The sequence below is a fragment of the Actinokineospora diospyrosa genome (assembly GCF_024171925.1).
Taxonomy (GTDB): Bacteria; Actinomycetota; Actinomycetes; order Mycobacteriales; family Pseudonocardiaceae; genus Actinokineospora; species Actinokineospora diospyrosa.
Genome location: NZ_JAMTCO010000004.1, coordinates 63,533 through 89,408, shown reverse-complemented (window position 1 = coordinate 89,408; position 25,876 = coordinate 63,533). Strand labels below are relative to the sequence as shown.

Annotated in this window: 20 protein-coding genes and 1 pseudogene; 13 read left to right on the top strand and 8 right to left on the bottom strand. The window is 70.9% G+C overall.

Going from position 1 to position 25,876, the window contains the following annotated elements:
- Nucleotides 1-3: 3 nt before the first annotated feature.
- Nucleotides 4-507: a hypothetical protein gene (locus LV75_RS07560; RefSeq protein ID WP_253886069.1), complete on the bottom strand. Its 504-nt coding sequence runs from the start codon at nucleotides 505-507 to the stop codon at nucleotides 4-6.
- 122 nt (nucleotides 508-629) lie between these two features.
- Here LV75_RS07560 and LV75_RS07555 point away from each other — a divergent pair, with 122 nt between their 5' ends.
- Nucleotides 630-1,334 (top strand): maleylpyruvate isomerase family mycothiol-dependent enzyme, encoded by a 705-nt coding sequence (locus LV75_RS07555; RefSeq protein ID WP_253886068.1) that lies wholly within the window; start codon nucleotides 630-632, stop codon nucleotides 1,332-1,334.
- A 166-nt stretch (nucleotides 1,335-1,500) separates the two neighbouring features.
- Here LV75_RS07555 and LV75_RS07550 read toward each other — a convergent pair whose 3' ends face one another.
- Nucleotides 1,501-2,934 (bottom strand): DHA2 family efflux MFS transporter permease subunit, encoded by a 1,434-nt coding sequence (locus LV75_RS07550; RefSeq protein ID WP_253886067.1) that lies wholly within the window; start codon nucleotides 2,932-2,934, stop codon nucleotides 1,501-1,503.
- An 89-nt stretch (nucleotides 2,935-3,023) separates the two neighbouring features.
- Between LV75_RS07550 and LV75_RS07545 the strand changes: the two genes are divergently transcribed.
- Nucleotides 3,024-3,740, top strand: a complete 717-nt coding sequence (locus LV75_RS07545) for a TetR/AcrR family transcriptional regulator (RefSeq protein WP_253886066.1) — start codon at nucleotides 3,024-3,026, stop codon at nucleotides 3,738-3,740.
- Nucleotides 3,741-3,806: 66 nt separating this feature from the next.
- Here the strand turns inward: LV75_RS07545 and LV75_RS07540 are convergent, their stop codons facing one another.
- Nucleotides 3,807-4,598 (bottom strand): TetR/AcrR family transcriptional regulator, encoded by a 792-nt coding sequence (locus LV75_RS07540; RefSeq protein WP_253886065.1) that lies wholly within the window; start codon nucleotides 4,596-4,598, stop codon nucleotides 3,807-3,809.
- Nucleotides 4,599-5,112: 514 nt separating this feature from the next.
- Nucleotides 5,113-6,510, bottom strand: a complete 1,398-nt coding sequence (locus LV75_RS35400) for a DUF2637 domain-containing protein (protein ID WP_253886064.1) — start codon at nucleotides 6,508-6,510, stop codon at nucleotides 5,113-5,115.
- Nucleotides 6,511-6,894: 384 nt separating this feature from the next.
- Here LV75_RS35400 and LV75_RS07530 point away from each other — a divergent pair, with 384 nt between their 5' ends.
- Complete coding sequence (locus LV75_RS07530; RefSeq protein WP_253886063.1) at nucleotides 6,895-8,112, top strand: threonine synthase; 1,218 nt, start codon at nucleotides 6,895-6,897, stop codon at nucleotides 8,110-8,112.
- 364 nt (nucleotides 8,113-8,476) lie between these two features.
- Here the strand turns inward: LV75_RS07530 and LV75_RS07525 are convergent, their stop codons facing one another.
- Nucleotides 8,477-10,549 carry a diguanylate cyclase gene (locus tag LV75_RS07525; RefSeq protein WP_253886062.1) on the bottom strand — a complete coding sequence of 691 codons (2,073 nt, stop codon included), beginning with the start codon at nucleotides 10,547-10,549 and terminating at the stop codon, nucleotides 8,477-8,479.
- 197 nt (nucleotides 10,550-10,746) lie between these two features.
- Nucleotides 10,747-11,928 carry a glycoside hydrolase family 19 protein gene (locus tag LV75_RS07520; protein WP_253886061.1) on the bottom strand — a complete coding sequence of 394 codons (1,182 nt, stop codon included), beginning with the start codon at nucleotides 11,926-11,928 and terminating at the stop codon, nucleotides 10,747-10,749.
- 230 nt (nucleotides 11,929-12,158) lie between these two features.
- Between LV75_RS07520 and LV75_RS07515 the strand changes: the two genes are divergently transcribed.
- Complete coding sequence (locus tag LV75_RS07515) at nucleotides 12,159-12,818, top strand: thiaminase II/PqqC family protein (RefSeq protein ID WP_253886060.1); 660 nt, start codon at nucleotides 12,159-12,161, stop codon at nucleotides 12,816-12,818.
- A gap of 233 nt (nucleotides 12,819-13,051) precedes the next feature.
- Nucleotides 13,052-13,471, top strand: coding sequence for a histone-like nucleoid-structuring protein Lsr2 (locus tag LV75_RS07510; protein WP_253886059.1), 420 nt, complete (start codon nucleotides 13,052-13,054; stop codon nucleotides 13,469-13,471).
- Nucleotides 13,472-13,674: 203 nt separating this feature from the next.
- On the opposite strand, the gene LV75_RS07505 is transcribed toward LV75_RS07510, so the two are convergent.
- A complete protein-coding gene (locus LV75_RS07505; protein WP_253886058.1) occupies nucleotides 13,675-14,835 on the bottom strand; it encodes an RNA polymerase sigma factor in 1,161 nt (386 codons plus the stop codon).
- Between the two features lie 8 nt (nucleotides 14,836-14,843).
- Nucleotides 14,844-15,230, bottom strand: coding sequence for a YciI family protein (locus tag LV75_RS07500; protein WP_253886057.1), 387 nt, complete (start codon nucleotides 15,228-15,230; stop codon nucleotides 14,844-14,846).
- Nucleotides 15,231-15,468: 238 nt separating this feature from the next.
- On the opposite strand from LV75_RS07500, the gene LV75_RS07495 reads away from it, so the two are divergent.
- From LV75_RS07495 to LV75_RS35830, 8 genes and pseudogenes are all read left to right on the top strand, one after another.
- A complete protein-coding gene (locus tag LV75_RS07495) occupies nucleotides 15,469-16,755 on the top strand; it encodes a GlnX family signal transduction membrane protein (RefSeq protein WP_253886056.1) in 1,287 nt (428 codons plus the stop codon).
- A complete protein-coding gene (locus LV75_RS07490; RefSeq protein ID WP_253886055.1) occupies nucleotides 16,752-17,771 on the top strand; it encodes a transporter substrate-binding domain-containing protein in 1,020 nt (339 codons plus the stop codon). Before LV75_RS07495 ends, LV75_RS07490 begins: the two co-directional genes overlap by 4 nt.
- Before the next feature lie 4 nt (nucleotides 17,772-17,775).
- Nucleotides 17,776-18,894 (top strand): caspase family protein, encoded by a 1,119-nt coding sequence (locus LV75_RS07485; protein WP_253886054.1) that lies wholly within the window; start codon nucleotides 17,776-17,778, stop codon nucleotides 18,892-18,894.
- On the top strand, nucleotides 18,891-21,119 hold the full coding sequence (locus LV75_RS07480; protein ID WP_253886053.1) for a serine/threonine-protein kinase: 2,229 nt from the start codon (nucleotides 18,891-18,893) through the stop codon (nucleotides 21,117-21,119). The genes LV75_RS07485 and LV75_RS07480 overlap by 4 nt, the downstream gene beginning before the upstream one ends.
- A gap of 3 nt (nucleotides 21,120-21,122) precedes the next feature.
- On the top strand, nucleotides 21,123-22,010 hold the full coding sequence (locus tag LV75_RS07475; RefSeq protein WP_253886052.1) for a PP2C family protein-serine/threonine phosphatase: 888 nt from the start codon (nucleotides 21,123-21,125) through the stop codon (nucleotides 22,008-22,010).
- The gene (locus tag LV75_RS07470) at nucleotides 22,007-23,284 is read left to right on the top strand and encodes a vWA domain-containing protein (protein ID WP_253886051.1); all 1,278 of its coding nucleotides are present in this window, start codon (nucleotides 22,007-22,009) and stop codon (nucleotides 23,282-23,284) included. Before LV75_RS07475 ends, LV75_RS07470 begins: the two co-directional genes overlap by 4 nt.
- Nucleotides 23,285-23,287: 3 nt before the next feature.
- On the top strand, nucleotides 23,288-23,926 hold the full coding sequence (locus LV75_RS07465) for an FHA domain-containing protein (protein WP_253886050.1): 639 nt from the start codon (nucleotides 23,288-23,290) through the stop codon (nucleotides 23,924-23,926).
- Between the two features lie 6 nt (nucleotides 23,927-23,932).
- Nucleotides 23,933-24,532 (top strand): annotated as a pseudogene (locus LV75_RS35830) (NACHT N-terminal helical domain 7-containing protein); the annotation flags it as partial.
- Nucleotides 24,533-25,876 lie beyond the last annotated feature (1,344 nt).

Below are 25,876 nucleotides of genomic sequence, written 5' to 3'. Positions count from 1 at the left end.
CCGCTAGCGGCGGTGGTCGCCGAGCACGCGCAGCAGGTAGTCCGGCAGCGGGACCGTCCGGTCGTCCAGTTCGACCTCGACCGGTGCCGGGTAGGGCTCCCACGCCGAGATCAGCACCCGCACCACCGACCCGTCCTGGCGCAGCGCGGCGCTGTCACCGCGCGCGACCGGCGCGTACACCGGGCGCACCGCGGTCTGCGCCATGCTGATGACCACGCCCCGGCCCAGGCTCCAGCCGCGCACCCCACCGGGCTCGGCCACCACCCGGTGCCGCACCCGGGCGCCCTCGGTGGTCTCCCGGTGCTCACCCCGGGGCAGCTTCTCCGCGTGCTCGAGCGGCAGCGGCGCGGGGAGCAGCCCACCGGCGAACGCCGCGGCCGGGAAGTCGCGCACTGCCTGCTCGACCAGGGCCAGCACCTCGGGGCTCGCCACCTTGCGCCGTTCGGCGTCGCGGGCCAGCCACCGGGGCCAGGCCATGGGGTCGAGCAACGTGCTCAGGTCGATCACGGCGTGATCGTACGTCCGACCACCGGTGGCTCTCATGCGTGGATCCCCTGCGGCACGCGCCGGAGCCTAAGCGTGTCGGGTAAACGCCGGCCGCGCGCCGGGTGGCGATACCGTGTTGTCCCATGGACCACGCCGCGGTACTGGTCGACCACACCGCCCGGCTCGCCGCGCTCGCCGCCGCCGCCGATCCCGCCACGCCCGTGCCCACCTGCCCGGAGTGGTCGCTCGGCCAACTCGCCCGGCACGTCGGCCGCGGTCACCGGTGGGCGGCCGAGATCGTGCGCGGCGGTGAGTTCGTGCACCCGAGCGCGGTGGCGGACGGCACGCCGTCCGGTGACCAGGCGCTGTGGCTCACCGGGGCTTCCGGGCTGCTGCTCGACGCGGTCGCGCGGACCGGATCGGACAGTCCGGTCTGGACTTTCACCGGTCCGCGGCCCGCCACCTGGTGGGTCCGCCGCCGGGCCTGCGAGGCGGTCGTGCACCACGCCGACGCGGCCCTCGCCCTCGACGCGCCCTTCGCCGCCGCCCCCGAGGCGGCGGCCGACACGATCTCCGAGTGGCTGGGGTTGCTGGCCGACGGTTTCGCCAAGGACCCGATCCTGACCGAGGGGACCAGCCTGCACCTGCACGCGACGGACGGCGCGGGGGAGTGGCTGGTGCGCCCGGGACCGGTGTGGGAGCACACCCACGAGAAGGCGACGGTGGCACTGCGCGGACCGGTGACCGATCTCATGCTCGTGCTCTTGCGCAGGCGTCCCCTTGCGACAGTGGAAGTCCTCGGCGACGGTAGCGTCGCCGAGGACTGGTTGGAGCGCACAGCTTTCTAGTGGCTCGACTCAGAACGTTGGCCGTGTATCGGCGGGTCCACGGCGTGGCTGGCAAGGCGCCGGAACGTCCTCGTACTGGGTGTACTTGGGCGTTTCGGCAACGCCGCCAGGCGCGTCGTGGGCGGGTCGAGACATGGTCGACGTTCTGGGTCGCGCCACTAGCGCCTTACTCGGCGTCTTCGGGACGCGCCCGGCGGGGGAGTAAGAAGCCGAGCACGGCCACCGCGACGATCAGCCCCACCGTCACCCACAGCACGGCCCGCACCGACCCCGCTTGGTCGCCGCTCTCGAAGTGCTGGAAGAACACCGTCCCCAGAACCGCGACCCCGGCAGCGCCACCGAGTTGCTGCACCGCGTTGAGCACACCGGAGGCCGAACCGACCATCGGCAGCGTCACCCCGGCCAGCACGATGTCGAAGAACGGCGCGATCAGCAGCCCCATCCCGATCCCGCACACCAGCAGCCCCGGCGCCAGGTCCCACCCGGTCGCGATCCCGCTCGAGCCGAACTCGGCGATCACCAGCACGATCCCCGCGGCCATGATCAGCGCCCCCACCTGCAGCACCGGGCGGCCGTACTTGCGCCCGAGCACCGCGCCGGACAGCGCGGCGCCGATCGCCGCGCCCAGCGCCCACGGCGCCACCGCGATCCCCGCGTCCAGCGCGGACATGTGCAGCCCCAGCTGCAGGTACAGGCCCAGGGTGAGGATCAGCCCGGACATCGCGGCGAAGAACGCCACCCCGACGACCAGGCCGCCGGTGAACGCGCGCGAGGTGAACAGCGCGGGCTCGACCAGCGGCGCCCGGCCCGCGCGGTGGCGGCGGACCTGGTGCACCCCGAACACCGCCAGCACCGGCACCGACGCGGCGAGCATGGCGAACACCCAGCCCGGCCAGCCCTGCTCGCGGCCCTGCACCAGCGGGTAGATCAGCAGCACCAGCCCGGTGCTGACCAGCGCCATGCCCACCGGGTCCACCTTCGGCGCGTGCTCGGCGCGCGACTCCGGTAGCACCTTCCAGGCCAGCGCCATGGCGGCGAGGCCGATCGGCAGGTTGATCAGGAACACCGTGCGCCAGCCCGCGTCACCGGGGTTCCAGGCGACCAGCGCGCCTGCCAGGATCGGGCCGCCGACGCTGGCCAACCCCATCGCCGGGCCGAACGCGCCGAACGCCGCGCCGAGCTCCTTGGGCGGGAAGATCGAGCGGATCACGCCGAAGCCCTGCGGGATCAGCGCCGCGCCGAAGAGGCCCTGCAGGATCCGGCTGGTGACCAGCATCGCGGGCGAGAGCGCCAGCCCGCACAGCACCGAGGTGAGCACGAACCCGCCCAGCCCGATCAGGAACATCCGGCGCCGCCCGTACCGGTCGCCCAGGCGGCCACCGGTGATCAGGCCGACCGCGAAGGCCAGCGTGTACCCGGCGGCCACCCACTGGATCATCGTGCTGCCGCCGCCCAGGTGGTCCTGGATGGACGGTGCGGCGATGCCGACCACGGTCGCGTCCAGCAGGTCCATGATCTCCGCAGCCAGCACCGCGACCAGCACCCACCAGCGCCACTTGTACGGCGCTTGCGCGGGCGCCCCCGCCTCGATCGTGGTCATCGACCCCACCCCTCCAGAACGCGAACGCTGTTCGTTGACGAACGCTGTTCTACTAGCGAACGGTGTTCGTGTCAACTAGGCTCCCGGTCATGACCGCCGCCGACCTGCCCCCCGAGCCGCCCTGGTGGACCCCGCCGAAGAACAGCGGCCCCCGGCGCTCGCTCACCCGGGCGGCGATCCTCGCCGCGGCCCGCCCGATCCTGCGCGCCGAGGGCGTCGACGGCCTGAGCATGCGGCGGCTGGCCACCGAACTGGGCACCGGGCCCGCGTCGCTCTACGCCCACGTGGCGAACAAGGACGAGCTGCTCGACCTGCTCTTCGACCAGGTCGTGGGCGAGATCGCACTGCCGGAGCCCGACCCGGCGCGCTGGCGCGAGCAGTTCACCGCGCTGTGGACCGAGGCGCACGAGACGCTCATGGACAACGGCGACATCGCCAGGGTGAGCCTCGGCAAGGTCCCGCTCGGCCCCAACGCCATGCGCGCGGCCGAGACCATGGTCGTCATCCTCACCGGCGCGGGCATCCCGGCGCAGCCGGTGGCGTGGGCGCTGGACGCGGTTCCGCTCTACGTCGCCGCCAGCGCCGTGGAGAACGCGATCGGGGTGGCGCAGGCCCGCGCGGGCAACCCGCCCGAGGAGCACTACGCCAGGGTCGGCGCGTACTTCGCCACGCTGTCACCGGCGCACTACCCGCTGATGAGCACCATGGCGCGCGAGCTCGCCGAGGGCGGGCGGACCGAGCGGTTCGCCTTCGGGCTCGACCTGCTCGTGCGCGGCCTGGAGTCGCACATCACACCGCGGCGCTGACCCGGCCGGGGCCCGGTCGGTCCACAAGCGCCGGTCGCCCGGCCACTGTGGACGATCGGGCCCGGCTCAGCCGGTCGCGTCGCGCGCGTCGACCAGCGCCTGCACCCCGTCGAGGATGCGCGCCAGGCCGAACTCGAACACGTGCTTGGGGTCCTCGGCCGCGCGGCCGACCGCGGTGACCACCGCGGCGGCGAGCGGGTAGCGGCTCTGGTCGAGCACCGAGGTGAGCACCGGGTTGTGCGCTGCCCACCACTGCTGCTCGGTGACGCCGCTCTCACCCTCGCCGCTGGCCTCCACCGCGCGCCGCGCCGAGGTCTCCGCGTGCCCGATCACCAGGGTGAGCACCGTGTCCATCTCGGTCTCGGTGAGCCCGATCCCGGCGACCGTGCCCAACTCGTGGTCGTACTTGGCGATCACGTTGGGGCCCAGCGGTGGGCGGCTCACACCGACCCGCAGCATCCACGGGTGCCGGTGGTAGAGGTCCCAGTTCTGCCTGGCGACCTGCTCGAGCCGCTCGCGCCAACACCGCCGGTTGTCCGCGGGCAGCTCGGGAGCCGGGCGGTGCGTGTTGGCGTAGACGGTGTCGAGCATCAGGTCTATCAGCTCGGCCTTGCCCGGAACGTAGGTGTAGAGCGACATCGTGCCCACGTTGAGCTTGTCGGCCACCCGGCGCATCGACAGCGCGCCGAGCCCGTCGGCGTCGGCGACCTCGATGGCCGCGGCCACGATCCGGTCGACGCTCAGGTCACGCCTGCCGTTGCGGACCGGCGCCTGGGTCTGCTTGCGCCACAGCAGCGCGAGGCTGCGCGCGGGATCGCCGCCGCCCCCGGTGTGGTCCTTCGTCGCGTCCTTTGCCATGGTGGCCCGATCCTAACTGGTCCGCCTCGGTGCGGTCGGCGACGCACAGGCCCGGGCCAATCCGGCCACCCGCGGATCACCGACCGTGATCGGTCCCAACGTTCTCGTGTGGACGATCGGCCGCCGCCTGCCCGGAGCGCGCCGCCCACCCGGGTCGCGCTGCCCACGCGACCCGCCCGGCACCCGACTCGACTCGACCATCGTCCCCTCCTGTAGTGCATAGGGATACCAGCGGCGGGCTGGCGGGCGCTCGGGAACCGGTCCCGACGCGCCCGGCGCACGTCGCCGATCGCCGAACGGGCGGTGCCGCGGCTGCCCCCGCCGCCCCGCCGGACCCCACCGTACCGGAGTTCGTACGGTATACGCCCCCATGCGCGCGGGGCCCGGACCGATTGCCGGTCCGGGCCCCGCGCGCGGGTGGTTCGTCAGCGTGGTGACGGGGGTGAGCGGCGTTACCGCGGCACGCTCGTCACCACCACGCTCGTCACCGACGAGTGCGCAACTGGTGAGCTCATCACTGCGGCGCGCTGATCGCGCGCAGCGACTCGATGCTGTTGAGCTCGGACTCGCGCACCGAGACGCCGCGGGCGTGGGTGACCCGCCACAGCGTGGTGAGGCTCTGCATCGGGTGCAGGAACCAGCCCCAGGCGCCGATGACCGGCAGCGACCGCGCGACCCGGCCCCTGGCGCGCCGCTCGCTGCGCGAGTGCCAGCCGATGTGCAGTTCGAACAGCAGGATGCCGACCGCGGCTGGCGCGGCGAACATGATCGACGCCTCGATGCCGTAGCCCTTGCCCGCGGCGTGCTCCCAGTTCAGGTAGACGCTGCCCGCCAGCAGCGCCAGCAGCGCGAACCGGGGGCCCGCGCCGGAGTACGGCGACAGCGCGTAGCGGTGCGCCAACCCGGCGACGATCAGCGCGGAGGCGTCGAACACCAGCGACACCACCGCGGCCAGCGGGGTGGGGATGCTGAAGCCGCGGGCGTACTCGAACAGCGACCACCAGGAGATGCCCATCGCGGCGACCAGCACCACGATCCAGGCCATGTTCGCCGACCAGGACAGCACGGTGGGCACCTTGGGCGTCAGCGGCGCCGCGGGCTCCATCAGCGGGTTGTCCATCCGCTCGGCGCGCGCGGTGACGTAGCCGTCGACCGGGGCCTGCTCGGCGACCACCACGGCGTTGCCCGCGACGAGCGCGGTGGACTCCCGCGGCCGCTCGCCCCCGGCGTCGTCGTCGGTGTCCGGCGCGCTGTCGACCCGCGCGCCGTCGACCGCGGCCGGGTCGGCCTTCGCGCTGTCGTCCGCGCTGTCGACGTCAGCGCTGACGATCTTCACGGCGTCGATCTTCGCGGTGTCCGCGGCCGCGGTGTTGGTCGGTGCGGCGGCAACCGGTGCTGTGTTGGTCGGTGCGGCGGCGGACTCCGCGTCGGTGCGCGGCGCGGGGGTGTCGGGGGTGCTGTCCGCGGGGAGGGCGATGGTCGCGGTGTCCGCGGCGGAGTCTCTGTCGGTGTCCACGGTGTCCGAGTCGGGTGAGGGGATGGGGGAGTCGCCTTGCGGCTGGGGCTGGTCCGCGCCGACCGGGGTGAGGCCGACCACGGTGGGGGAGTCGTCGGCGGCGGTGGCCGCGTCCGCGCTCGAGCGCAGGGCGTCGAGTTCGGCGAGCAGTTCCGGGCTCATCGCCACCAGGTCGCCGGTGTCGCCCATGCGGTTCTCGCCGCGCCAGGTGTTGATGATGCCGGTCGCGTAGGCCCGGGTGACGCCGTTGACCCCGTAGGCGGCCAGCCACTGCTGCACCGCGTGCGTGGTCGGCGGGTCGACCCGCTCGCACGCGTAGCGGATCTTGTCGGCCAGGCTGACCGTGGCCGCGATGGCCTCGGCGTGCTCGGGGTCTATGTCGATCTTCGGACTCACCTGCGCGCTCCTGTCGATGGATGGCTGCGGATGACGCGGACCCGGTGTCGAGTCGATGGGTGAGAGCACTCTGTCGGACGCGCTCGGCGGGCGTCCACCCGGGGGTGCCCAGCCGCGACCGAGGATCAACGATCTTGACCGACTCGTGCCCTCGCCGTTATCAAGGTCGATTCCGCAGGCCGCTCGCGGTCCACAGTGGACCCGTGGCGGCCGGGCCGGGGCCACCGCGATCACCAGCGGCGACAACGCCGGGCGCGGTCGGTCCGCGATCGTGGAGATCGTGATATCGCCCACGACCGCTCCTGACCGCCGGTCGCGGTTGCCCTGGATTCCACCCCCTGGGAGTGCCTACGGTGGGGTCAACCGATCCCTGGAGGGTGTGCCGTGCCGGAGTCGACGCCGTTCTCGACGTTGTCGCACTTGGAGTGCCCCAAGTGCGGCGCGCAGCTGGACGCGGCGGTGGTGCAGGGGACGTGTTCGTGCGGTTCGCCCCTGCTCGCCCGGTACGACCTGGCCGCCGCGCGCGGGATGGCGGTGGCCGGGCGCGAAGCGACGCTCTGGCGCTACCACGAGGTCCTCCCGGTGGCGTCACCTTCGGCGGTTATCAGCCTGGGGGAGGGGATGACGCCGTTGTTGCCGCTGCCCGTGCACGGTAAGCGCCTCGGTGTCCCGGATCTGTGGATGAAGGACGAGGGCCTGATCCCCACGGGCTCGTTCAAGGCGCGCGGCGCGGCGGTGGGCGTGTCACGTGCGGCGGAGTTGGGTGTGCGCGGGATCGCCATGCCCACCAACGGCAACGCCGGTGCCGCTTGGGCGCTCTACGCGGCCAGGGCGGGCATCCGCTCGCTGATCGCGATGCCGGTGGACGCGCCGGTGATCACCCGCGCGGAGTGCGTCGCCGCGGGCGCGGAGCTCTACCTGGTCGACGGTCTGATCTCCCACGCGGGGGCGTTGATCCGCGAGGCGTTAAAGCAGCGGCCGGATTACCAGGACGTTTCGACTCTGAAGGAGCCCTACCGCATCGAGGGCAAGAAGACGATGGGGTACGAGATCGTGGAACAGTTGGGGATGCGCGCCCCCGACGTCATCCTCTACCCGACCGGCGGCGGTGTCGGGCTGATCGGCATCCACAAGGCGTTGGACGAGATGCGCGAGATGGGCTGGCTCAACCCCGAGACCCGGTTGGTCGCGGTGCAGGCCGAGGGATGCAGGCCCATTGTGGACGCCTGGCAGGCAGGCGCGACCGAGAGCGTTGCCCCTGCCGCGCCGACCACGGTCGCCTTCGGCATCAACGTTCCCAAGCCTCTAGGCGACTTCCTGATCCTGCGCGCTCTAGCGGAGACCTCCGGCACTGCCGTAGCTGTCACTGACGAGGAACTCCTCGCGGCGCAACAAGAGCTTGCGCGTGATGAAGGCACGTTCGTTTGTCCGGAGGGTGCGGCGTGCTTTGCTGCTCTTGTGCGTCTTCGTGAGTCGGGCTGGCTGAACGGTGGGGAGCGAGTGGTCGTGCTCAACACCGGTACGGGTGTTAAGTACCCGGACACGGTGCGGGTTTCCGTGCCCACTGTTCCCGCTGATGGCGCGCTGCCTGGTCCTCGCTAGGCGGTCTCGCTCGCTGGTTACTGGCAGGCCGGTCCTCGCTCGTGGCCTGGCCCTGAGTGTTGGCCGTGTGTCCGTGCTGGGGTTGGGAGTGCGGTCGGCTCGATGGCGCCGAGCATCGTGGTTCGCGGTGGTTGCTAGTGCGGTCGGCTCGATGGGGCGAACTTGTTTTGCGCGGGGCCCCTACAACACCCGTGACAGGTCCGCAAAGCAGGGGCCGAAAAGCGTGGCCCTGCCGCGAGGAAACGCTACGGGTGTTGTCCCCCCACGCAAAACAAGTCCGCCCCATCGAGCAGGGGGAGGTTGGCGGGCTGGTGGTGGGGGAGTGAGGGTGCTTGGGGTGGTGGTGGGGGTGATGGGTGCGCCGTTAGCTCTTTCCGAGCAGGTGTGTGCCGAGGGTGTCGTCCCCGCGTTCCCGTAGGGCCAGGAACACCTCCACCAAGGCGGGCTCGAACTGGCTACCGCTACCGGCGACCAACTCCGCGCATGCGAGGTCCACCGTTAGCGCCGCCTGGTAGGGCCGATCGGTCAGCATTGCCACCCAGGCGGTGCACACTGCCACCACGCGAGCCTCTGGCCGGATCTCGTCCCCGCGTAGACCATCGGGATACCCCGTGCCGTCCCAGTGTTCTGCGTGTTGGCGGACGACTGCTGCTACGGCGGCGTGTCCGGGGACTACGGAGACCATGCGGTAGCCGTGTTCCGGGTGGGCGCGCACCAATTCCCGTTCGGGCGCGGTCAGCGGGCCTGGCTTCACCAGCACCGCCCGCGGGATCGCGATCTTGCCGATGTCGTGCAGCCGCCCCGCCAGTTCGGTGATCCTGGTCGACTCGCCGTCCAGGCCGCAGGCCGCGGCCAGCACTCGGGCCACCCTGGCCACCGCCCGGCTGCGCTGCTCACCCGCGAGCAGCGCGTCGACCTCGTCGGCCACCAGGTGCAGGTAGTCCAGCCCGTCCACCGGGACCTCGGAGTACACCGGCGAGGCGCCGAACACGACCTGGTCGCGGCCCGCGTCCTTGGCGGCGTAGAGGGCCCGGTCGGCGATGGACACCAGGTCGTCCGGGGTGGTGCCGTGCGTCGGGTGGACCGAGGTGCCGACCGACACCGTCACCATGACCCGCCTGCCGGTCGGCAGCGTGATCGCCTCGCCAGCCACCGTCCTGCGCAGCCGCTCGGCGATGATCGGCAGGGTGTCGGCGGTGGCGCCGGGCAGGATGAGCGCGAACTCCTCGCCGCCGTAGCGGGCCAGCACCTCACCGGCGCGCACGGTGGCCCGCAGCCGCGCCGAGATCTCCACCAGCACCTGGTCGCCCGCCGGGTGCCCGTCGCGGTCGTTGATGGTCTTGAAGTGGTCGACGTCGGCGATCAGCACCGCGACCGAGCCGCCTGAGCGGCGGGCCTTGGCGATCTCCAGCGGCAGCTGCGCCTCGAAGAACCGGCGGGTGTGCAGGCCGGTCAGCGCGTCGGTGATGGCCAGCCTGCGCTGGTCGGACACCAGGGCGGCGAGCCGGGCGATGGTCAGCGCGAACAGCAGCGCGCAGGTGCCCGCCACCACCGGTACGTCGCGCACCGACCCGCCCGCCCACTGCGCGAACAGCACGGCGGGGGCGATCAGCGCCGCGGCGGACAGGCCCGCGATCCGCACCGGGCTCAGCGGCGCGTCCGGCACCGGCGACGGCTCGGCGATGGCCCGCATCGTGGGGTGCAACGCGCTCGCGCCCAGCGCCAGGTTGCCCGCCAGCCAGATCGCGTCCAGGAAGTTGCCCGCCTGGAAGGTGCCGTTGAGCTGCTGCACCACGTAGATCGTGTCCGCGGTCATGATCGCTGCGAGCCAGCCGATGAACAGGAAGAACGCGGGTGGGCGCGACCCGGGGCCCAGCACCAGCCCGAGCGCGACGGTCAGCAGCGCCAGGTCCATCACCGGGTAGCCCAGCGAGACGACCTCCACCAGCAGCGGCGCGCCGAGGCGGGTCTGCGGGCCGAGCACGTAGAGCCAGGACAGCATCGCCGCGACCACCGCCAGCGTCCCGGCGTCGAGCAGCCCGGCCAGGCCGCGCCCGGGGGTGCGGCGGCGGATCAGCAGCACGATGCCCGCCACCGCCAGCGGGTAGTGCGCCAGGTAGAACGGGTCGGCGAGGGAGGGGTACGCGGTCACGTCGAAGACGTAGTGCGAGATGTAGAAGATCGCGTCGGCGAGCGCGTAGACCAGCTGGCTCGCGGCGATCAGCAGCCAGGGCAGCGCGGGCCGGGGGCGGTGCCTGGCCAGCCCGGTGAACACCGCCACCGCGGCCGAGGTGCTGATCAGGCAGTAGAGCACCACCCGCAGCGGGAAGCCGCCCGCGGTCACCGGGGCCAGGTAGTAGAGGACCACCAGCACCGCGCCGACGGCCAGGTACAGCACCCACGGCCAGCGGGCCGGGCCGCCCACCCCGGCCGTCACCGGTGCGCCCCCCGCGGCGGGTGCGGTGCTGCGGTGCGCCGAGAACGGGCGGACGCGGCGGAATCGACCACTCGGACAGAGTGGCATAGCGGGATTCGGCCCCGCGACACGACTCGACCGGTGATCGTCACGTTAGGCCGAACGTGTCGCGGGGGCGGCACCAGGTGACCCGGCGACCGCCCCCGCGACACGGTGGGTCAGCAGCTCAGGTTCGAGCCGGGCGTGGTGCCCAACAACTGGGTGAACCGCTGGTAGGCGTTGATCCGGCTCTGCACCTGCGCCGGGTTGCCGCCGTTGCACTCCAGCGCGCCGTTGATGCTGCGGATCGTCTCGCCGAAACCGCGGCCGTTGACCATCGCGTCGTGCGGGGTCATCGTGCCGGGGCCCTTCTGGGTGTTCCAGTACCAGAGCGCGGTCTTCCACGCCACGGCCGGGTCGCGCTCAACCAGGAACGGGTTGCCGAGCAGGTCGATGCCCAGCGCGTCACCGGCGGCCTTGTAGTTGAAGTTCCAGCTCAGCTGGATCGGGCCGCGGCCGTAGTACGCCGCCTGACCGGCCGGGCAGCCGTAGGGCTGGGTGGCGTCGCAGTAGTGCGGGTAGTTGGCCTCGTTGATCTCCTTGATGTAGACCAACCCGCCGGTCTCGTGGTTGACGTTGGCCAGGAACGCCGCCGCCTCTTGGCGCTTGGTGGTGTCCGTGCCGGTGTTGGCGAAGCCGGGGTAGGCCGCCAGCGCGTCGGTGAGGCCCTTGTAGGTGTAGAAGGTGTTCCGGCTGGGGAACATCTGGTTGAACTGCGCCTCGGTGACGACGAACCCGGTGTTCGGGGTGCTGGTCGTCGTCGTGGGCCGGGTGGTGGTGGTCGGCGTGGTGCTGGTCGGGTTCGTCGTGGTCGGCGTGCCGCCGCAGTTGTACGGGTCCCAGTACCAGGTGCTCACCACCGGGCTGTAGCCCGGGTTGTCGTGCTCGGCGATGTAGTACTTGCCGTCGGTGAAGCGGACGACGTCGCCGGTCTTGTACTGCTTGCCCTGGACCCAGTCCGGGTGCAGGCAGCCGTCGGGCCCGGTGGTCGGCGTGGTCGGCCGGGTCGTGGTGGTGATCGTGGTGGTGGTCGGCCGGGTGGTCGTCGTCGGCGTGGTGCCGCCGCAGGTGCCCTGGTCGGCCCACACCTGGGCCTGGCCGGGGGTCTCGTTCTGGGTCCACCACTTGGCCGACCAGTTGTGCCCGTTGTACGAGGCGGCCTTGCCGCCGGTGTAGACGGTCGCGCTGCTCCACGCGGGCGCGCAGTCGGCGGCTGAGGCGGTGACGGTCGGCAGCAGGAACGCCAACCCACCCACCGTCGCCACCGCGATCGCCGCCGCGATGATGCGGTTTCTCGACACGTGATCACTCCTTTGGGGCCCACCGGGGACGGGGTGGGCGTGCAGGGGTCCGACCCACCGGCCGCAGGGAGCAGGGGGTCGAAAATCACCTAAGCCGATGGGCCAACCGGCGTCAAGGTCTAGACCATTGCTGTGCGGCGGCCGCAAGGCGGGCCGCGCCGCGCGGCTGACCGGGGCCCGGAGATGATCTAGGGTGGGCCCGGGTCCGCAGGCGCGCAGGGAGGTCGGCGATGGGTGAGTCGGGCAAGGAACTGTTGGAACGGGTGCAGCGGGAGCTGTTGCCCGGTGAGCACGACAACCGGTTCGTCCCGGCCGTCGCGGCCGGGTCGGCGCCGCTGGCCGCGCTCGCCGCGCTGGCCGCCGAGCAGCACCGGATCATCGCCAGCGACTGGCGCACCTTCCTGACGCTGGCCGCCCAGGCCGTCGACCCGGCCGCGCGCGAGGTGTTCAGCTCGCTGGCCTCCGGCGAGGGGTTGGCGCTGGCCAAGCTCGGTGACTTCGCCGCGGCGTGCGGGCTCGACGAGGACGCGATCCGCGACTACGAACCCCGACCGGGGTGCCAGGCCTACCCGGCCTACCTGGCGTGGCTCGCCCTCAACGGCAACCCGCGGGACGCGCTGCTGGCGATCCTGGCCAACTTCGCCGCCTGGGGCGGCTATTGCGCGACGATCTCCGCCGGGCTGCGCGAGCACTACGGCTTCGACGAGACCGGCACCGGGTTCTTCGACTTCTTCGCCACCCCGGTCCCGGAGTTGGAGGCGCTCTACCCGATCGCGCTGCAGCAGGCGCTCGACGACGGCTGGACCCCCGGCCGCGCCATCGGCTACGGCAGGCTCCTGCAGGGCTACGAGCTGATGTTCTGGAACACCCTCGCCGACATCGAGGCCTGAACCGGCTGGCGCGCAAGCGTTCCACCGCGGCCCCCCGGGTTCACCCCGGGGGGCCGCGGCGTTCTCCCCGAGTCGTTCCCCGGTCCGGTTCGGTGCCCCCGGGTCGGCCACCGGGGCGTCTACATCGGAGTGCCCGGAGTGGACAGCGCCCGGGTCGCTCCGCGCCCGGTCCTTTGGGCTGCTAACTTCCACAGCAACCCAAGCTGACCAGTTTGTGCGATGAGGTGCCCCGAATGGCTCAGAAAACCATTGTCCAGCTCTACGACGACCTCGACGGCTCCAGCGGCGAGGACATCCGTTCCGTCGAGTTCAGCCTGGACGGCGTCAACTACGAGATCGACCTGAACGAGTCCAACGCCGAGCGGCTGCGCGGCGAACTGGCCGATTACGTCGCCGCCGCGCGCCGGACCGGTGGCCGGGTCAAGCGACCCATCGCGCCGGGCAAGCCCGCCGGTGAGGGCCGCAGCAAGGAGCAGACCAAGGCCATTCGCGACTGGGCTCGGCGCAACGGCCACGACATCTCCGAGCGCGGCCGCATCCCCTCGGCTGTCGTCGACGCTTTCGAGGTCGCGCACGCCGAGCCGGAGCCCGAGCCCGCGCCGACGAAGGCGAAGAGCCGCGCGAAGGTGAGGAAGGCCACCTTCTCCGGCTGATGCTTTTCCCTACCCGGCTGGTCCGCCCAGCCGGGTAGGGACGGTATTCCCGCCCGAGTTCCGGGTGGCACTTCCCTGCGGCAGTTCTCCAGCGGCAGCAGTTCTGCCGTCACAGCGAGGTGGGCGAATTCTCCCGATCGCTTCACGAACGGGGTATTCGCGGTTCCGACTTTACGACGCGGTGATCGTTCATCCCGGCAAGGTCATCTCAGCCGGGCGGCTCTACCCAGTAGGTACTCCCGTTCGGGTGTGCTCGTTGTTTGTCGTGCCGCGGTCAGGTAGTGCTCTCGCGCGGAGGCAGGCTCGCCCGCCAGTTCCAGCAGATGCGCGCGCACCGCGGCGAGCCGGTGGTTGGTCGCCAGCCGCTCGGCTAGCCCCTCGGTCAACTCCAGTCCCGCTCCGGGCCCGTGCACCATCGCCGTGGCCACCGCCCGGTTGAGCGTCACCACCGGGTTGTCGGTGACCTGCTCCAGCAGGTGGTAGAGCGCGAGGATCTGCGGCCAGTCGGTGTCGCGCGCGTCCCCGGCCTCGGCGTGCACGGCGGCGATGGCCGCCTGCAGCGCGTACTGGCCGAACACCCGGCCCCGGGTGAGTGCGACCTCGGCCAGCGCCGTCCCGCGGGCGATCAGCGCCCGGTCCCACCGCCCGCGGTCCTGCTCGGCCAGCGGCACCAGCGCCCCAGCCGCCGTCGCCCGCGCCGCGCGGCGGGAGTCGGTGAGCAGCATCAGCGCCAGCAGCCCGGTCACCTCGGCGTCCGCCGGGCGCGACCGGTGCACGTGCTCGGTGAGCCGGATCGCCTCGGCGGCCAGGTCCGCGCGGCCGGTGTGGCCCTCGGTGAACACCAGGTAGAGCACCTGCAGCACCGCCTCGAGCGAACCGGGTTCGGCGAAGCGGCCGCCGTGGTCGCGGATGCGGTGCTTGGCACGGGTGATCCGCTTGGCCATGGTCGGTTCGGGGACCAGGAACGCGCGCGCGATCTCGGCGGTGGTGAGTCCGGCGACCGCGCGCAGTGTCAACGGCACTTGGGCGTCGCGCGGTAGCGCCGGGTGGCAGCACAGGAACAGCAGCGTCAGGGTGTCGTCGGTGTCCGGCACGGGGACCTCTTCGCGGTCGGCCCAGGCGGCCACGGTCTCTTCCCGGCGCTTGCGGGCCTGCTCGGCGCGCAGGCTGTCGACCAGCCTGCGCGCCGCGACCCGGATCAGCCACGCTTTCGGGTCAGCCGGTGTTCCCTCTACCGGCCACTGGGCGTGCGCGGCGATAAGAGCCTCTTGGACGGCGTCCTCGGCGGCGTCGAAATGCCCGTACCGGCGCACGACAGCGCCAAGTACGTGCGGTACGAGTGACCGCGCGAGGGCTGTGTCCACGGCAGGCGCTACAGCTCGCCGGTTGGGGTCATCAGCGGTCGGATCTCCACGGTGTCGCCGGTGCCCGAGACGATCTTGGCGGCGATCTCGGCCGCCCGCTCCGGGGTGGCGCAGTCGACGATGCCGTAGCTGACCAGCACCTCCTTGGCCTCCGCGAACGGCCCCTCGGTGGCGACCGGGGCCCCGGCCGAGGGCCGCACGGTGCGGCTGTGCGCCGGGTCGGCGAGGCCCTCCGCGCCGACGAACTCGCCGGAGGCGACCAGTTCCTGGCCGAGTTCGGCGAAGAACTCGCAGGCCGCGGCGACCTCGGCGGGCATCTGCCCGGTCGCCGTCCACTCCCGCGTGGTGGCCTCCCACGCGTCCCGGTTGGTGTAGGCCAGCAGCATGTACTTCATGGTCGTGCTCCTCGTCCGGTGAACCAGCGGCCGCGCCCGTCGCGTGGCCTGGCGACCGGGACGTCGGAGCCGGGGCCGCCGGATGGACAGGCCGGTCGAGGGTAGCGGGAAATCGCCATCAGCTGTCCAAGCGTCCGATCGGGTGGCCCCGGTTGTGCTGCGATAACGGTGTCGCCGTGCCCGAGCGATTACGCGGAGGTAGGGCAAGGGGCGTACTGGGGGAGGGGGCGGGGCGTACGTGGCCTGGCGGTCGGTCGTCGCCGCGCACTTCCGGCGTACCGAGGGGAAGCTGACCCTCATCGTGGCCGCGGTGCTGGCCGCCGCGGGGGTGGCTGGCCTGGTCGGGGTGCTGAGCATCGGGCAGCGCGCCGACCTGCTCACCGATCTCGCCGAGCGCAGGGGAGCGGTGAACGCCGCGGCCGGTGAGATCTACCGGGCATTGGCGGACGCGGACGCCACGTCGTTCTCGGTGGTCCTGGTCAGTGGTGAGCAGGTGGCGGTGCAGCAGCAGGCGTTCCGCGACGACATCGTCGCCGCGGCGGCCGCGTTGGATTACGCCACTAAGGCAGTGCCTGAGGTGGCGTCGACATCCCGAATCAACGAACTCACCAGTGCGGCTCGGCGGGCCTACCTGGCCAACGGCGCTCTCACCACGGCCGAACGCTTAGCCGTCCTATCGTCCTTGCTGCCCGTCTACACAGGTTTGGTCGAGGCCGGGTGGGTCTATTCCAGCCGCGTTGATCCTGTCGGCACCTCTTATCTGAACGAGGCATCCTTGCTGGCACGGGAAACGATGCTGGAGTTGGCCAAGGACCTCCGGGACGCCACCCCACCCGCAGGCGTTGACTCGTTTCCGTGGTTCGCCGTGACGGTAGGGCTAGCGATGGTTCTGCTGCTTGTGATGATCCAGCGCTACCTGGCCCGCCGAACCCGTAGGCGGTTCAACGTGGGCATGGTCGCCGCGACCGTTCTTACGCTCGTCGCGTTCGGTTGGCTCGCGGCCTCCTCGGTTGTCGCCGCCGCTAACGCGGCTACTAGTGCGGAACTGTCCAGGACCCATTTGGTCCCGTTGACCGAGATCCGCGCCGAGGCCCGCAACCTCGACGGGGCACAGGCCCGGGCGTTGATCTTCCCCCTGGTCGGTGACCTCGACGAGTTGACCACCCAGGTGAACCGCATCGACGGGAAGCTCACTGCGGTGCGCGCCACCCCGCTGGACACCGAGGCCCAGTACGCGCTCGACGGGGCGGCGGTGGTGGTCGAGCAGTGGCGTGCCGCGATCGCCAGGGACTTCTCCGCGACCCGCCCCGGCTACGGGGAGATCGCCAAGGCCATCACCGGGAGCGAGGAGCTCAAGGTCGACCTCGACCACGTGATCAGCACGGCCTCGCGGCAGGTCGACCAGTCCATCGTGGACGCCAGGTCCGCCCTGGCCGGGACCGATGTGGGGGTGGCCGTGCTGATGGCCGTCGCGGCCGCGGCCGCTGTCGGGGGCCTCTGGCCCCGGATCGCGGAGTACCGATGACCACCCGCCGCGGGTGGACCCGCCTGATCGCCGTTGCCGCTACCGTCGCGGTCGCGGCCTGCACTCCGGCCCCCCGTGCTGAAGTGCCCCGGCCGAGCGCGCCACAGCCCCAGCCGCCCGCGGTTGAAGCCGCGCAGGCGCAGCCGCGCACGGTTGCTTGCAAGGGATCCACAGCGAGCCTACGACCCGATGGCACCGAGTTGACCAAGCTGCCGCGCGGCGGGGTCATCGACCAGATCCGGCAGCGCGGCCTGCGGGTGGGTGTCAGCCAGACCGCGGGCAGGCTCAGCTCGCGCAACCTGCGCACCGGCGCGGTGGAGGGGTTGGAGGCCGACCTGGCGATCGAGATCGCCAGGGCCATCTACCCCGACCGCGACCCGGCCAAGGTGCCCGACCTGATCCAGTACGTCGCCATGCCGACCCGCGACCGGTTCCTGGCGCTGAACACCGCCGAGAACGGCAAGTACCCGCCCGCGACCAACGTGGCCAAGGTCGACCTGATCATCGCCGACGCCAGCGTGACCTGCGAGCGGGTCGACACCTTCGGCGTGCGGTTCTCCGCGCCCTACCTGCAGACCCGCCAGGGGCTGCTCACCTACCGCGGCACGCTGGGCGACTGGGACCCGCGCACCGGGATCACCGGCCGCACCGTGTGCGCGGGCGCGGGCACGATCAACCTGGACCGGATCACCAAGCTCGGCGGCATCGCCGTGCCGGTCGTGGACACCACCGACTGCCTGGTGCAGTTGCAGCGCCACCAGGTCGACGCGGTGTCCACCGACGACGTGATCCTGGAGGGCTTCCGCGACCAGGACCCCAACACCGAGATCTTCCCCGGCGTCGTCGACACCGTCGACGTGGCGGCCGTGGCGATCGCCAACCGCGACGAGGACCTGGTCCGCCTGGTCAACGCCGTCCTGGAGCGGATGCGCGGTCAGGGGATGACCCGGCTCTACGACAAGTGGTTCAGCGGCCGCGCGATGGTCATGCCGCCCGCTGACTACGAGGGCAGGTGAGACGGTGATCGACCAAGTACCTGATCCGACCCGGTCGCGGGCTGTCTTGATCGGTGTGGGCGACTACAAGTCGTTGCCCCCCATGCCGACCGCGACGGCTACGCTGGGCAGCCTGCACTCGGTTCTTACCTCACCTGATGGGCTTGCCTTGTCGCACTGCGTCGTCTTGGCGGACCCGACCTCGGCAGCCGAGATAGTTCGGGTTCTCGACCAAGCTGCCGCCGAGGCTGAAGACCTCTTGCTGGTGCACTGCGCTGGGCGAGTCTTGACGGAAGAGGGCGGCGCACCTCACCTCGCGACTGTTGGCACAGACGGGCGCTACCTCGCCACGACAGCTCTGCCGCTCGCGGAGATACGGCGAATCGTGCGGCGCAGTCAGGCATCCCGCCGTGTCCTTCTCCTCGACTGTGTTCCGGGACATGTCGTCGGTGACAGCCTCGACGAGAACGGCGTGTTTGTCCTATCAGCACCCGAGCACACTCAAGACCTCTTGGCCGCCTTACGCGATGGCATCGCGGGGGAGGGGCCGTTGCTCACCTTGGCGGCGCTCGCCGCCGCCGTCTCCTCAGGTCGCGTGCACGACGGTGGTCTCGGTGCTGTGGTCATCGCCGCCAACCCGGTCGACCGGGTGCGCGTGCTGCGCGACCGGATCGCCGAGACCGGGCAGCTGCTGGCGATGCTGGCCACCGAGTACGCCGACACCGCCGACGTGGTCGCCGACGCCCGCCGCAAGATCGTCTCGGCCGATCGGCTGGTGGTCGCCGACGTCGTCGGGGAGTCCGCCGGCGCGGTCGGCGACCTCGAGGCCGCGGCGGCCGCCGGGCACTGGTCGCGCGTCGCCGAGGAGATCGACCTGGTCGAGGCGCGCATCCACACCGGCTCCAAGGTGCTCAGCGTCGTGCACGCCCAGGCCAAGGGGCTGGTGGCGCGCCGCGACGAGCTGCGCGGTCGGCTGGCGGTGTACTTGGCGATGGCGGTGCGGCTCGGGCTGGCCGAGGGCGCGGAGTTGGCCGCCGCGCACCGCGCGGCCCACCGGCTGCTGTGGACCGCGCCGTGCGACCTCGAAGAGGCCACCGTCGCGGTGACGACTTATCAGAACGCGGTGATTCGGAGGCGCGGATGACGGTGCGGACCCCGTGTGTTCGGCCGGGTTGCGGCGGCTCGTACCTGGAAGACGGCTCGTGTGACGAGTGCGGCTTCATCGCCCCGACGGGTGCCCAGGTCAAGGAGCCGCCGCCGAAGCCGGACGTGCCACCGCCACCGCCGCGAGGTGGCGGCGAGACCGGGCGCGGGTTCACCGGTAGGGGGATGACCACCGGCAACCGCAAACCGACGCGGCCCGGCGGCACCATCTCCGAGCAGGTGACGCTGCCGCCCTTCACGATGGCTGACCCCGCCAATGCCATCCTTTCCGACCCCAAGGTCCCCTACAGCAGACGAATCTGCCCCGCGTGCGAGCAACTCGTCGGGCAACCACGCGGAGATCACCCCGGGTTGGATGAGGGCTTCTGCCCGCGCGACCGCACCCCGTTCTCTTACGTGCCGAACCTGGCTAAAGGCAGCCGGGTCGAACGCTACGAAGTCCTCGGTTGCCTTGCCTACGGCGGCCTCGGGTGGATCTATCTCGCCCGAGACCTGCACCTGGCCGATGGCACTGCCGAGCGCTGGGTAGTCCTCAAGGGACTCATCAACTCTCATGATCCGGCCGCTGTTGAGGCTGCCGCCTCGGAGAAGCAGTACTTGGTCACGGTCGACCACCCGAACGTCGTCAAGATCAACGACTTCGTCGAGCACACCGATCCGCGCACCGGCGTGGTCGCGGGCTACATCGTCATGGAGTACCTGCCCGGCCGCACGCTCTACGAGATGCTGCAGCGCAGCCGCGACGAACGGGGCGAGCGGGCACCCCTACCCGTGCCTGTTGTGCTGCGCTATGCCGACGACATCCTCGCCGCTTTCGGCTACCTACACCGCCGGGGCCTGGTCTATTGCGACCTCAAGCCGCACAACGCCATGCAGGTCGATCAGCGTGTGAAGCTCATCGACCTCGGCGCGGTCATGCGTGATGACAGTGACCGGGACCCTTACGGCACTGAGGGGTTCATGGCTCCTGAGGTGCAGAGCGGCGCGCACCGGCCGACCAAGCACTCTGACCTCTACACGCTCGGACGCACGATGGCCGTCTTGAGCTTCCCATTCGCCGCGTTCAGCACCACTCACGTCCACGACCTCCCGGCGGGCCTGCCTTTCAACGGTCCGTATGAGTCGTTCGGCCACCTCTTGCGCCGGGCAGCCCACCCTGACCCTGCCTTCCGGTTCGCCACAGCCGAAGACATGCGCGAGCAGGTGCTCGGTGTGCTCGCCGAGGTCCTCGCCCATGAGCAGGATGAGCCGCGCGGCACCGTCTCGACCTTGTTCACCCGCGAGCGCAGGGTGTTCGGCACGGGAACCGGTGTCGTCGCGGCCGAAGACGTCCCGCCCGTGTCGTGGGCGGAAGTGCCGGGCGCGTTGCCCAGCCCGCTGGTCGACCCCGCCGACTCCGCCGCGGGCTTCCTCGCGACCCTGGGCAGCGTCGCCCCGGATCGACTCATCGAGACTCTGCTCAGCGCCGGAGAACGCACCCCGGAACTGCTGCTGCGCCTAGCCGACGCGCACATCGTCGCCGGTGACGTCGCCTCGGCGCGAACCGTGCTCGATGAGTTCACCACCGCACGTCCGGGCGACTGGCGCACTGAGTGGTACCTGGGTGTCGCCGCCTTCGCCGATGAAGACGACGCGGCGGCGGTGACCCATTTCGAGGCCGTGTACGCAGCGCTCCCCGGCGAGCTCGCACCCAAGTTGGCGTTGGCAGCAGCGCTTGAGTGGCACAAAGACATTGAACGCGCGCTCGACCTCTATGGGCGGGTGTGGAACACCGACCGCTCCTACGTCAGTGCCGCGTTCGGTCTTGCCCGCACGCTCAGCACGAGCGGCGAGCTCAACAGCGCCGTCGAGGTTCTCGACGATGTGCCTGAAAGTTCCACCCACCACACTGCTGCCCGGATTGCTGCCATCCGCACCCAGGTAGGCGATCCGGCAGAGCTACCTAAGGCGATCTCCCGACTCGACGCGCTCACCCTCGACGCTGAACGCCTTGCCCGACTCGACATCGAGGTCCACGGCGCGGCGCTGCTCGCCCTCGCGGGCTCCGCGCCGCTGCCGACCGATGAGAACGTCGACGAGGAGACCCGGCTGCGCGCCCGGCTGGAACGCTCCTACCGGGCGCTGGCGAAGCTCACCACCGACCGGGACGTGCGGTCCAGACTCGTCGACCGCGCCAACGAGGTCCGACCGAAGACGATGGTCTGACCCATGCCCACCGATGTGACGGCGTCTTGCGGCCACTGCGGTGCCACCCTGCAGCCCGGGTGGCGGTTCTGCGAGGACTGCGGCCGCGACCAGTACGCCTTGCCCGCCGTCGCGCCGCGGATCGAGTTCTCCACCGAACGACCGGCCTTGGACCTCGACAAGGTCGCTGCCATCACAGATCGAGGCAGGCGCCGGGAGCGCAACGAGGACGCGGTAGCCATAGGGATGCTCGGCGACGTCGCCGCGGCCGTCGTGTGTGATGGAGTCGCCTCGGCACCGGGGTCGGAATTCGCCGCGATCCGGGCAGCAGAGGCAGGGCTAGCGGAGTTGCTGGCTGCCGTAGCGCGTGGAGACGAACCTATAGCGGCGACAACAGCAGCAGCATGTTCGGCCGCTGACGCTGCAGCGCTTCTCGGCGACCCCTCTGACAAGAACCCGCCCTGCTGCACCTACGTCTCCGCCCTCGTTACCGCTGATGACGTCACCGTCGGTTGGGTCGGTGACAGCCCCGCCTACTGGGCAGGCCCAACAGGCATGCGCAGGCTCACCATCGACGACTCGGCTGCGGGCAGGCTCATCGCCCAAGGGGTCGGCATCGAGGACCCGCGCATGACCGAACCCGGCGTCCACGCCCTGGAGCGCTGGCTGGGCGCCGACGCGGGCCCGATCAGCGCCCAGGTGCGCCGCTTCACCCCACCGGAGCCCGGCCTCGTCCTGGTCTGCAGCGACGGCCTCTCCCGCTACCTCGACGCCGGGCTGGTCGCCCCCGCCGACCACCTCGGCTCACCCGCCTCGGTCACCCGCACGCTGCTCGGCCGCGCGCTGGCCGCGGGTGGCCACGACAACGTCACCGTCGCCGCGATCACCGCGACCGGAGGAGGACCGGCATGACCCTCGACTTCGAGGTCCACGTCGACCAGAACGAGTACCTGCCGCTGGGCGCGCGCACCATGGACGCGGTCGTCTCGGTCACCCTCACCGGCGACACCCTGGGCGACCCCGGCGTCGACCGGGGCCTGGCCCGGGTCATCATGATCGACACCTCCGGCTCCATGTCCGGCAACAAGATCGCCCAGGCCAAGCTGGCGGTCAACGCGGTCGTCGCCGCCCTGCCCGACGGGGTGGCGTTCGCCATCGTCGCGGGCACCGAGATCGCCACCATGGTCTACCCGACCACCCAGACCCTCGCCGAAGCCACGCCTTCTAGTCGTAAGAAGGCTCGCGAGGCCGTGGGCAGACTCGTGGCCGGTGGCGGTACCGCGATCGGCACCTGGTTGCGGCTGGCCGAGCAGTTGTTCGCCTCCACCAGAGCACCCATCCGGCACGCGGTACTGCTAACCGACGGCCGCAACGAGCATGAGACCACCGAGCAGTTCTACGAGACAGTGACGTCCTGCGAAGGCAAGTTCACCTGCGACGCCCGCGGTGTCGGCGAAGGTGGTTGGCAGGCCCGCACTCTCGAGCGCATCGCCGACACCTTGCACGGCTCCGTGCGTGGTCTCCCGGACGCGGCCGCACTGGCGGCGGAGTTCAAGGAGATCACCGAGAAGCTGATGGGCACTGCTGCGGTCGATGTGACCTTGCGGCTATGGACCCCAGCCCACGCCCGGTTGCGGTTCCTCAAGCAGGTCTTCCCTCGCATCGTTGACCTAACTGACCGCGGCAGCGTCATCAGCCCACGCGTGCGTGATTACCCCACCGGGCACTGGGCAGCCGAAACGCGCGACTTCCACTTGTCCATAGAGGTCGACACGGGCGAGGTGGGGGAGGGCTTGGTCGCGGCCAGGGTCTGCATGGCCGTCGGCGACCAGCAGTCCACCGAGCACCGCGTCCGCGCGTTCTGGACCGACGACCCGGTGCTGTCCACCCGCATCAGCCCCCAGGTCGCCCACTTCACCGGCCAGCAGCGGATGGCCGACCTCGTGCGCGAGGGCGTCGACGCGCACCAGGCCGGTGACCTCCCGCGCGCCACCGACCGGCTGGGCCGCGCCATCGACCTGGCCAAGGAGCACGGCAACACCGAGACCGCCGCCCACCTCGCCCGCCTGGTCGAGGACGACGGCGCGGGCACGCACCGGGTCCGCGACCGGATGGCCGACGTGCTCAAGGAGATGGCCCAGATCGAGTCCAAGCGCACCACCCGCGTGCGTTCCGAGCAGGAGTGAGCCATGCCCCGGTGCCCCAAAGGCCATGAGTCGACCGACCCCGCCGAGTGCGACGTGTGCGGCCGCCCTATAGGCGCCGCCACCCCCGCCCCGCCTGCCGCCCCACCGCCCACCCCGGACCCGGCCACCACCTGGGACTGCCCGAACGGCCACCCAGCCCAGACCGGCCGTTTCTGCGAGGTCTGCGGCTACGACTCGCACCTCCCGGCCGAGCAACAGCGCAGGCAACCGCCACCGCCGGTCGAGACCCAGTGGTCCATCTCCGTCGCCGCCGACCGCGCGTACTACGACGAGACCAAGGCCCACACCAACGACCTGCGCATCGAGTTCCCCCGCTTCGTCCCGCCCCGCCGCTTCGACCTGGTGGGCGCGTCCCTGGTCATCGGCCGGGCCGACCCCACCCGCGGCATCCGCCCCGACATCGACCTCACCGGCCCCCCGGAAGACCGCGCCATCGGCCGCTCCCACGCCATGCTCGTCCACAACCCCCCGGGCTGGACCATCGTCGACCTCCACTCCACCAACCACACGTTCGTCAACGACATCCACACCCCCATCCCCCCAGACCACCCCACCCCGTTAACCCCCGGCGACCACATCTACCTAGGCGCCTGGACCGTCCTGACCGTCCACGCGGAGTAGCCCCTCTTGCGCCGCAACCCGCCTATCACGTTCCAGGGCGCGCTTAAGGTCCTCGGCCACCACGACCGCCCCTGGCTGGACCGCCTCGACTCACTCCTCGGCGGCGTCATCCTGGCTTCGGTCGGCATCGCGCCTATAGAAGGCTTGTGGGCACTGGTCGACCAGAAGAACGAGGCGGTCCGCCTCGTCCGCACCGGCTTAGACGCGGTGTCGGACAAGCTCCTACACACGAACGGCGTCGAACGCCAAGACCTCCTTGTCGCCGCGCACACCATCCTGGTCATGACCTCCTACTTCGAGGTCGTGGACGAACACCGCAAGACCCCGGACCGCGACAAGGTGGCACTAGCGACGGGGAGCGTGCTCAATGAGAAGAACTGGCTGAACCTGCTCTACACCAACCCACTGCCAGCCCCGAGCGCTACTAAGACTTTCGCCACGCTGCTCGCGGACATCAGTGGCTGGGCCTCGCTGATGGTCGCCTCGGCTCCCGTCGACACGTCGGGCCGCGCATCCCCCAATGCCATTGGCGCCCAGGTCGCGAACAGGTATCAGGCCCACTTCCTGCAGATGGCGCGACGGGTCCCCGAGTTCGGTGTTTGGGCTGAGCTGACCGAACGCGCTGCTGTCGGCTCGATCTTGATCAGCTTGTCCGCAATGTTGGCCCACGGCCCCTCGGCGCCACCTCGCGACCTGCGCAAAGTCCTTGCTGATGCCAACTCGGCCGAGTTGGACCTGCCGCTCGTCCGTGCGGGCGCCGCGACCGTGTTCCCCACGGTGCGTGAGATCGTCCAGACGCCCAGGGGCCGCATCGCGGAGCACAGCACGGACTGCGCCCTCTCCGACGAGGGGTGGTGGGACACGCAGGGGGTTCGGGTAGACCTGGGTCGCGTGTTCGCGGTCCACTTCAGCAGCACCAGCACCGCGATTGAACGGCCGATGCTGCTGCTAGGCCACCCCGGCTCAGGCAAGTCGCTGCTGACAAAGGTCTTGGCGGCAAGTCTCCCCGCCACGAACTACACGGTCGTCCGTGTCCCGTTGCGGCACGTCGACGCCAACGCCCAAGTGGACACCCAGATCCAGACCGCGCTCGACCTGCTCACCCACCGCCGGGTCAGTTGGCCGGACCTCGCCGACCAGACGAGCGGGAGCCTCCGGGTGGTGCTGCTCGACGGCCTCGACGAGTTGCTCCAGGCGACCACTCACGACCGCACCGGTTACCTCCACGACGTGGAGACGTTCCAACGGCGTGAAGCCGCTCTTGGTCACCCGGTCGCTGTGGTCGTCACCTCCCGCACCCTGGTCGTTGACCGGGTGGCCGTTCCCCACGGCGTCCCTGTCGTCAAACTGGAGGACTTCGATGAGAAGCAGGTCGAGGCGTGGACTGCGGTCTGGAACCGGGTAAACGAACGTTCCGGCGTGCGCCTGCTGCCACCTCGGTTGGCGGAGAACGTGGCCACGCTCTCCAGGCAGCCGCTGCTGCTGATGATGCTGGCGGTCTACTACGCGGACTGGGCGGCACCCGAACCGACCGCGCAGATGTCGCTGACCGACCTCTACGAGCGGATGTTCGCCCTATTCGCCCGCCGCGAGGCCGAGAAACGAACCACCCAGAACCTGGACGCTGCTGTCCAGTCGACTTTGCGACGATTGTCGGTCGCGGCCCTCGGCATGCTCAACCGCGGCGCGCAGTGGATCGCCGAAACGGAACTCGCCGCGGACCTGACTGCGCTCGGCGAACCGGTGACCAGCGGCAAGCGCCTGCTCGCCGAGTTCTACTTCGTGCACTCCCCGCAGGCCCGCACCGACGTCGAACACCGCGCCTACGAGTTCCTGCACGCCACATTCGGTGAGTACCTGGTCGCCGACCGAGTGGTGGAAGTCCTTCGAGATGTCGCAGGCGCACGTGCCGGGCATCGCCCCGATGACGATCTGCTGTTCGCGCTCCTG

Coding starts and splice junctions, on each gene's coding strand:
- LV75_RS07555 (WP_253886068.1), top strand. CDS start 630: ATGGACCACGCCGCGGTACTGGTCGACCACACCGCCCGGCTCGCCGCG.
- LV75_RS07550 (WP_253886067.1), bottom strand. CDS start 2,934: ATGACCACGATCGAGGCGGGGGCGCCCGCGCAAGCGCCGTACAAGTGG.
- LV75_RS07545 (WP_253886066.1), top strand. CDS start 3,024: ATGACCGCCGCCGACCTGCCCCCCGAGCCGCCCTGGTGGACCCCGCCG.
- LV75_RS07540 (WP_253886065.1), bottom strand. CDS start 4,598: ATGGCAAAGGACGCGACGAAGGACCACACCGGGGGCGGCGGCGATCCC.
- LV75_RS07515 (WP_253886060.1), top strand. CDS start 12,159: ATGGGTGAGTCGGGCAAGGAACTGTTGGAACGGGTGCAGCGGGAGCTG.
- LV75_RS07510 (WP_253886059.1), top strand. CDS start 13,052: ATGGCTCAGAAAACCATTGTCCAGCTCTACGACGACCTCGACGGCTCC.
- LV75_RS07500 (WP_253886057.1), bottom strand. CDS start 15,230: ATGAAGTACATGCTGCTGGCCTACACCAACCGGGACGCGTGGGAGGCC.
- LV75_RS07490 (WP_253886055.1), top strand. CDS start 16,752: ATGACCACCCGCCGCGGGTGGACCCGCCTGATCGCCGTTGCCGCTACC.
- LV75_RS07480 (WP_253886053.1), top strand. CDS start 18,891: ATGACGGTGCGGACCCCGTGTGTTCGGCCGGGTTGCGGCGGCTCGTAC.
- LV75_RS07475 (WP_253886052.1), top strand. CDS start 21,123: ATGCCCACCGATGTGACGGCGTCTTGCGGCCACTGCGGTGCCACCCTG.
- LV75_RS07470 (WP_253886051.1), top strand. CDS start 22,007: ATGACCCTCGACTTCGAGGTCCACGTCGACCAGAACGAGTACCTGCCG.
- LV75_RS07465 (WP_253886050.1), top strand. CDS start 23,288: ATGCCCCGGTGCCCCAAAGGCCATGAGTCGACCGACCCCGCCGAGTGC.